The sequence below is a fragment of the Acinetobacter sp. YH01022 genome, assembly GCF_013420235.1.
Taxonomy (GTDB): Bacteria; Pseudomonadota; Gammaproteobacteria; order Pseudomonadales; family Moraxellaceae; genus Acinetobacter.
In genome coordinates, this window is sequence record NZ_VOYP01000012.1 from 80,641 (window position 1) to 88,173 (window position 7,533).

The window sequence follows — 7,533 nt, forward strand, 5'->3', positions numbered from 1 at the left end:
TGCTTGTACTTCTTTATGCTGCATCCTACACTACCTTGAATTCGAGGTAGGTTATGCATAGCGCTGTACAGAAAATTGTTCAATTAAAATCTCAAATAAAGCTGGAAGATATTTATAACGGATTTGTCGTTACAATCATTGCCATTATTCTGATTCTTGCTTTTATTGCCCTGCATCGTCCCATTACTGTTAAACAATTTGAAAATGTAGTACAACTTTCAGCTCAAGCCAATTATCCGGCGACCCAAGAAATGGCCCTGCTCTTGATACAGCAACCTCAGATTCCTTATGCACAATATTTCAAATTGATGCAAGCGCATCATCTGGAGATGACACAGGCTCATCAGTTACCTCCTTTGCAGGCGGAGCAATAATTGTTTTAGGGATTGGCTCAACCGAAGGCGTGTTTGAGTGAACTTGGGGACTTAAATCTTGTTTAAGTGTTGTCTCCAGCGCGGCTTTGTCTAATTTATCATTGACCACAATAATAGTGAGGCATTCAGGATGCAGATGTTTTTGAAGGGCATTCTGAACATCTTGCAAGGTAATTTTTTCTAATAATTTGGGATAATTGCTCAGGTAGTCAGCGGGCTGATTGTAAAATCCTAGCGAACCTAACTGTGCATTGATACTGGCATTACTACTATAATTATTTGGAAAAGCGCGTAACATCCCGGCCTTGGTTTCTTCCAGCTGTTTTGGGTTAATAGGTTGGCTGACAAAATTGATCAAGGTCTGATGAGCAACCTGTATGCTGTCGAGCAACTGGTCTTGTCGGGTGGAATAACTAAAACTAAAAGTTCCGGGAGCCTGACTAAATGAAAATGAACTATAAGCTCCATAGGTAAAACCGCGCTTAACCCGTAGTTCTTTCATTAAGATAGAATTAAAACCACTTCGCCCAAACATCTGGTTGGCCACTTCTAGGGCGAGTCGATCCGGATCAAAATGTGTAGGGCCCAGTTGTCCCATCATCACATGTGCCTGACTGGAGTTAAACTTGATATGGCGAATATCAAAACCTGAGTTATCGACTGGTTGAGCTAGAGGTCTAGCTTTTTCTCCGTGTTTTATGTTCAGCAAGTTGCTGTGCCTGTTTGGGACTGAGTTGACCGGTAATGGCAATATTCAGGTTCTGTGCTACCAAAAATTGTTCCTTAAACTGCTGTAATTGTGCCGGTGTGATTTTGCTAATACTGCGCTGAGTCCCGGTAATGGGTTCGGCATAGGCATGTTTTCCATATAAAGCACGGTAAAACAGGATATTCATCATGCGGCCAGGGCTTTCCTGGATCTGTTTCTGGCCTACTTGAGTATTGCTTAATACCAGATTGATACTGGATTTTTTAAAGGTGGAATGGTTGAGTACTTCCAGCAGCATGGCTATAGCCGGTTCAAGTTTTTTAGGCTCAGACAATACCCGTAATTTTACAATAAACATGTCCCGATACGCCTGAGCACTAAATCGTGCCCCTACATTTTCAAAAATATGGGCAATTTCATTGGCCGTATATTTTTCTGTTCCTTCATCAATTAATTTTGCTGCCATATTAGCAATACCAAATAAACCTGGTGCGATTTCTTCATCCCGGGCCGAGCCTGCATTAAAGGTCAGCTGAATATCAACCATAGGTAAATCCTGTGATTCTACAAATAGCGTACGAATTTGATATCTGTTTTTTAGCTCATGCACATAGGGGGCGTGGAATTGATTTTGTGGATGGGTGATTTTCAAGCTTTGTAACAGGGGGATTGATTTCAGCTGTGTTGAATAGTCATCGGGGAGAGTATTTAAATCAATTTCAGCACTTGCCGCTTGAACCCAGATCATCATAGAAACAAAGATAAGGCGAGAATGCAGCTTGAACATAGCAAATTCCACTATTGGGTTTTATTTTCAGGAAAAAGGTATAAGGTGCTCAAATTGTCACGGCTGAAATAAATATTCGCTATGCGTTGTATATCTTGCGGAGTGACAGTTTCAAAATGTTTGGGCAGTTCATCCATCAAGCGAAAACTTAAACCGTTAATCTCCAGATTGCCGATCATCTGGGCTTGTCCGGCAATGTCATCCTGACTATAGACTAAATTGGAGACATATCTAGCTGTCACTCGCTTGATTTCTGTGGGTTTGACCAGCTCCGTTTTGAGCAGCTCAATTTCAGCTTGAATGGCTTGTTCTGCCTCTGGCAAACTCAATCCGTCTATAGGCAAGGCTGAAATACTCAATAAGCTATCTCCGCGGCTATAAGGATCGTAAGATACACTGACCGAGGTTAATATTTTTTTGTCCCGCACCAGATTATCTTGCAGTCGTGAAGAAATTCCACTGTCCAAGATGTTCTTGATGATGGTTAAGGCATAAGCATCTTGCGGATTTTTGGCTGTGACCAGTGAGCGCACGTTCCAGGTCATAAACAGGTTGGGTACTTTCACAGGAAAATTCAATTCCATATGGCGATAACCGATATGGTCAAATTCTAATACGTCATTGCGTGGCGGGGTTTTTCTGACAGGGATATCGGCAAAATACTTTTGTACTTGCAGCAAGGTTTGTTCAGTGTCGACATCACCGACAATCACAAGGAGGGCATTATTGGGGCTATACCAGTCACGATACCATTTTTTGATATCTTCAAGCTGGATGTTTTGCAGATTTTTCATGTGGCCAATCACCGGTTGGCGATAATGGCTGGTTGGATAGGTGATCCATTTAAAACGTTCGAAAGCTAAAGATCTAGTGTACGTAAGCGCCGTTCTTCCATCACCACTTTAATTTCAGGGTCAAAATCCTGCTGGCGTAACAGCAAATTGCTCATCCGGTCTGCTTCAAGTTCTAAAGCCAGGGGGTAAATAGGTTTTAGGGTAAAGCTGGTAATAATTGGTGTAATTGGTAAAAGTTGAAGCATTGATGCGTCCACCATACATACGGCTTAAGCGGGTAAATTCATCATCGGGAACTTTTTGCATACCTTTAAACATCATATGTTCCAGTACATGCGAAATGCCTAATAAGTTCCCCGATTCATCGCTGCTGCCTACCCGGTACCAGATTTGCGTCATGACCATAGGAGAACGGTGATCTTTCCGAATAATTACTTTTAAACCATTTTTGAGTGTAGTTTCAAAGGTCGTAGGTGTCAGTTTACTGCGAGTCTCTGCATGTACCCAGCCACTTTGAAGCATCAATAAAGCCAATGTGAGCGTTAAAACTGGATTTTTAAAAAAAGATGGCTTTAAAAAAAGTGGGTAGCTGCTTTCGAGCACAAGCTTTACCCCCAGTCATAAATTATATTTATGATCATTTTCAGAGACTTTTGCTTGAAAGCAAAGGTTAAGTTGTTGGTTTTTGGTGTGTTCAGTGTCTATTGGAAAACGCAGGACAAAACTATGCTAGAATCCTTGTTTTTTAACGCTATGCTTTTCAAGGATTCGGCATGCAACAGCAATCTAATGGGCAAAATAAATTTTTGATTGATGCTGATATCGGGGATGACGATGTCACTTTACCGAATTTACCCGCGGTAAATATCCCTATTGTTGAAACTCAAAATAAACAAGCTACTGTTTCTGCGCCTGTAGCCACAGAAACCGAGCAAACAGAAATAGAGCAAGGCGCTACGTCTAAAGGTGGCTTTTTTAGCCGCATGAAAGAAGGCTTGACCAAAACCCGTAAAAACCTTGCCGATGGTATGGTCAACATTCTCATTGGTGGTAAAGAAATCGATGATGAATTGCTGGAAGAAGTGGAAGAGCAATTACTGGTTGCAGATATTGGTGTAGATGCAACCAAAACCATTATTGCTAACTTAACAGAGCGTACTGCGCGTGGTGATCTGATTTATTCACATTCGCTTTATAAAGCGTTGCAAGAAGAATTGGTGGCATTGCTTGCTCCGCGTGTTAAGCCTTTACATATTGATCCAAATAAAAAACCATTTGTGATTTTGGTGGTAGGGGTTAATGGCGTGGGTAAAACCACTACGATTGGTAAGTTGGCAAAACGTTTGCAAGGCGAAGGCAAAAAAGTCATGCTGGCTGCGGGCGATACCTTCCGTGCTGCAGCAACAGAACAATTACAAATTTGGGGCGAACGCAACAATATTTCAGTGGTTGCACAGGGTCATGGTGCAGACAGTGCATCCGTCATTTTTGATGCTTTTGAAAGTGCACGTGCCAAAGGCGTGGATGTGCTGATTGCTGATACTGCGGGTCGTTTGCATAACAAAGGTCATTTAATGCAAGAGTTGACCAAAGTAAAACGCGTGATGCAAAAAATTGATGCGACAGCACCGCATGAAATTATGCTGGTGGTGGATGCGGGTACTGGTCAAAATGCAATTAATCAGGTTGAAATGTTTGATGAAGCTGTTGGCTTGACAGGACTCACCATTACCAAGCTCGATGGCACGGCTAAAGGCGGGGTGCTATTTAATATTGCCAGCCGTACCCATGTACCTATCCGCTTTATTGGTGTGGGCGAGAAAATTGATGATTTACGTCCATTCTCGGCAAAAGCATTTGTTGCTGCACTCTTTGAAACTGAAAAGTAAAATGCGTTATATTTCACACAAACTCCGCTAAATGCGGAGTTTGTTATTTTAGTAGTAATTGTTTGATTTAAAAAACAACATTTAAAAATCCATGATCCAAAGAACTCTCTTATAAAACCGTTAGAATATGAAAAAATCTTAAAAGCTTTAGCATTCTTATTGGGGAGTACTGTTGTGGCATTATTAGAGAAAATTGGTCATGTCCTTACCACAGATATCACCAAAGAATTAAAATTTAAAAAAAGAGCTGTTGAAGAGGTGAATGAATTAACATTTGTTGATCAATTAAAAAAACGTCGCAGTATTTATGTTCTAGGAAGAAAGGTTCATTTTAGCCAGGCCTATTTGGCAGAGTTGATTCAAGAGGCTGTGCGAAGCTGTCCATCTGCATTAAATTGTCAAAGTTCTAGAATTGTGGTGTTGTTTGGTGATTCCCATAAGCAATTTTGGGAAATTGTCAAAGAAGTGCAACGTAAACTAGTCGCCGTACATGTATTCGCCGGTACAGCAATGAAAATAGATCAATGCATGGCAGGGTATGGAACGGTACTGTTCTATGAAGATCAGAACATTATTCAAAAATTGCAAAAGAAAATTCCTTTTAATGCTGATGATTTTCCAATCTGGTCAGAACAGACATCGGGTATGGCGCAATATGCAGTATGGACAGCCTTGGCTGATTCAGGCATCGGTGCCTGTTTGCAGCATTATAATCCGAGTATAGATACGGCAGTTGCGGAACATTTTCACATTAATGAATCTTGGTTGCTGCGAGCACAGCTGGTTTTTGGTTCCATTGAACAAGAGGTAGAGATTAAAAAAGAACCTCAAAATGCTGAACGATTTAGAATTCTGAATTAATCTGATCGTGATATCAATAAAGCATTTTTTATAGGTGCTTTATTGTTTTATATCGGTTGAAAATCAACTATAAAACTATTCTATAAATAAAACACAATGTCACTTTTTTAATTGCGGAATACTTCTAAAATTAACATAAGATCAATATATTCTAATTACGGTTATTAAAATTCCAAGAAGGTGAGCCATGTCATTTTTAGCCCATATGAAACAACGCCGTACTATTTATGCAATTGGTCAAAACGTTCCGATCGCAGCTGATCAAATCGAAGAGATTATTAAAGAGGTAGTACGAAATAGCCCTTCTGCTTTCAATTCACAAACTTCACGTATCGTGACCCTATATGGAGAATCACATGCGAAATTCTGGAGTATCGTACGTGAAACATTACGTAAAATTGTGCCAGAAGATTCATTTGCAAGTACTAATGCAAAAATTAACAGTTTTGCAGCCGGTTATGGCACGGTACTGTTTTTTGAAGATCAGGATGCGGTAAAATCTCTCCAAGAACAATTCCCCTTATATGCTGAGCATTTTCCAGCATGGTCAGAGCATTCGACTGGCATTGCACAGTTTGCTGTATGGGCATCATTGGCAGAACAGCATATTGGTGCTTCCTTGCAGCATTACAATCCCGTGATTGATGATGAAGTGGCAGCCACCTTCGATATCCCTGAAAACTGGAAATTACGTGCCGAATTGGTGTTTGGTTCAATTGAAGTACCAGCGGGAGAAAAAACATTTCTTGATGATAGTATCCGTTTCAAAAGATTTGACTGATCAATGTTTTACTTAAGTCAAGTTAAGAGAGTGCTGAAATGGCACTCTTTTTATTGATAAAGTGAATGATAGATAAATCAATTAAGCTGCAAAGCTTATCTCAACAAAGTCTTGAAAATACAGCTGTATTAAAAATAGCATTGTCATAAAATTGTCATTTGTTAATTGCATAGTGCAATTTATTTTTAATATTCAAAGAAGAGATAGTGGGATGAGCCTAAAATTAACTTTTGCTGCAGCTGCATTGATGGTAAGTAGTGCTGCATTTTCAGCCGTTACTATTTCAGCACCAGAAGAAATTAAAATTCTAGCGGTGAATGATCAGGAAGTTAATACGGGATTATTTCGTGCCAAGAACAATCAATACAAAGTTGATGCAGGTATTAGCAATATTAGTATGCGTTACACCCAGTATTTTGAACATTTGAATGGTGAACATGATATTGTGAAATCATCTGTGGTGACTGTCCGCACGCCCATTTTGCAAGATGGTGAAGAATATCGACTGGACCTGATCAATGCGCCAGCAAATTTTGAAGCTGCAAAAAAATATGCTGAACAACCTGTGGTGGCATTGTTTGATAAAAATAATCAGATGCTGGTGCAGCAAGTAGGTGCAAACACAGAACAAAAACCATGGTTAGGACAAGGTATATTTTCAAAAACTACAGATTTGACTCAAAAGAAAACAGCTTTGCAGAATCAGCCAGCACCTATATATACACAAGCAGCCGTGCAATCAAAAATGGTGGCAGCTACTTCTAGTGAGTCGTTAACTTCAGGAGTAACTGCTGATCAGCAACTGATTCAATTATGGCAAAAAGCAAATAAAGCAGAACGTCAGAAGTTTATGTCATGGCTAGCAGAGCATTCCAATTAATAAATCTCAATAAAACCAGCGTAAAGCTGGTTTTATTATTTTGAGAAGGACGAATAAAAATTAAAATGGTAAAAATTATCTAAAAAATGAATGTTGCAATGTGTAAAAAACACTCAAAATAGTCTTTAAATATGCTAAAAATACCTTATTGGGTTAAAAAACAAACACTCGAATGTAAAATTATAGAAAATTCTATAATAGGGGTTGTGTTGATTTAAAAACTCTATAGAATACGCTGCATCCCGACGCGATACAGCAAACGAACTTAGCTGAACAGGTTAAGTTGTTGAATGTTTATTGCGTTATATTTTCTACTGACGAGGTAGGAAATAGATCATTAAGAGATTATGAAGAACAACTTGTGTGGATTTTTACTGGCTGATTGATCGAAATTATTTTCATTGATTGATGGTAGAAATTACTCGAAGTTTATTTGAGAAATATTTGTCAGAAAATTG

The 7,533-nt window shown here is 39.4% G+C and carries 5 protein-coding genes and 2 pseudogenes; 5 read left to right on the top strand and 2 right to left on the bottom strand.

Annotation, left to right across the window (positions count from 1 at the left end; genetic code table 11):
* The first annotated feature begins 53 nt into the window (after positions 1 to 53).
* A complete protein-coding gene (locus FTT87_RS06360; RefSeq protein ID WP_166168437.1) occupies positions 54 to 374 on the top strand; it encodes a hypothetical protein in 321 nt (106 codons plus the stop codon).
* Here FTT87_RS06360 and FTT87_RS06365 read toward each other — a convergent pair.
* Together FTT87_RS06365 and FTT87_RS06370 are read right to left on the bottom strand one after the other, a co-directional pair.
* Positions 301 to 1,870: pseudogene (locus tag FTT87_RS06365) on the bottom strand (M16 family metallopeptidase). The gene FTT87_RS06360 and the pseudogene FTT87_RS06365 sit on opposite strands and share 74 nt — an antisense overlap.
* An 11-nt stretch (positions 1,871 to 1,881) precedes the next feature.
* A pseudogene (locus tag FTT87_RS06370) lies at positions 1,882 to 3,186 on the bottom strand (M16 family metallopeptidase).
* A 251-nt stretch (positions 3,187 to 3,437) separates the two neighbouring features.
* Here FTT87_RS06370 and ftsY point away from each other — a divergent pair.
* The 4 genes from ftsY to FTT87_RS06390 all read left to right on the top strand — a co-directional run bounded on the left by ftsY (position 3,438) and on the right by FTT87_RS06390 (position 7,075).
* The gene (ftsY, locus tag FTT87_RS06375; protein WP_180044312.1) at positions 3,438 to 4,553 is read left to right on the top strand and encodes a signal recognition particle-docking protein FtsY; all 1,116 of its coding nucleotides are present in this window, start codon (positions 3,438 to 3,440) and stop codon (positions 4,551 to 4,553) included.
* Positions 4,554 to 4,727: 174 nt separating this feature from the next.
* Entirely contained in the window at positions 4,728 to 5,414 is a 687-nt protein-coding gene (locus FTT87_RS06380) for a nitroreductase family protein (RefSeq protein ID WP_180044310.1), read from the top strand.
* A gap of 187 nt (positions 5,415 to 5,601) precedes the next feature.
* Positions 5,602 to 6,195, top strand: coding sequence for a nitroreductase family protein (locus FTT87_RS06385; protein WP_180082833.1), 594 nt, complete (start codon positions 5,602 to 5,604; stop codon positions 6,193 to 6,195).
* Between the two features lie 211 nt (positions 6,196 to 6,406).
* Positions 6,407 to 7,075 carry a DUF2057 family protein gene (locus FTT87_RS06390; RefSeq protein WP_166168456.1) on the top strand — a complete coding sequence of 223 codons (669 nt, stop codon included), beginning with the start codon at positions 6,407 to 6,409 and terminating at the stop codon, positions 7,073 to 7,075.
* Positions 7,076 to 7,533 lie beyond the last annotated feature (458 nt).

Bases quoted from the DNA above. Each gene is read 5' to 3' on its own strand.
- ftsY (WP_180044312.1), top strand. From the start codon at position 3,438: ATGCAACAGCAATCTAATGGGCAAAATAAATTTTTGATTGATGCTGAT.
- FTT87_RS06390 (WP_166168456.1), top strand. From the start codon at position 6,407: ATGAGCCTAAAATTAACTTTTGCTGCAGCTGCATTGATGGTAAGTAGT.
- FTT87_RS06360 (WP_166168437.1), top strand. From the start codon at position 54: ATGCATAGCGCTGTACAGAAAATTGTTCAATTAAAATCTCAAATAAAG.
- FTT87_RS06385 (WP_180082833.1), top strand. From the start codon at position 5,602: ATGTCATTTTTAGCCCATATGAAACAACGCCGTACTATTTATGCAATT.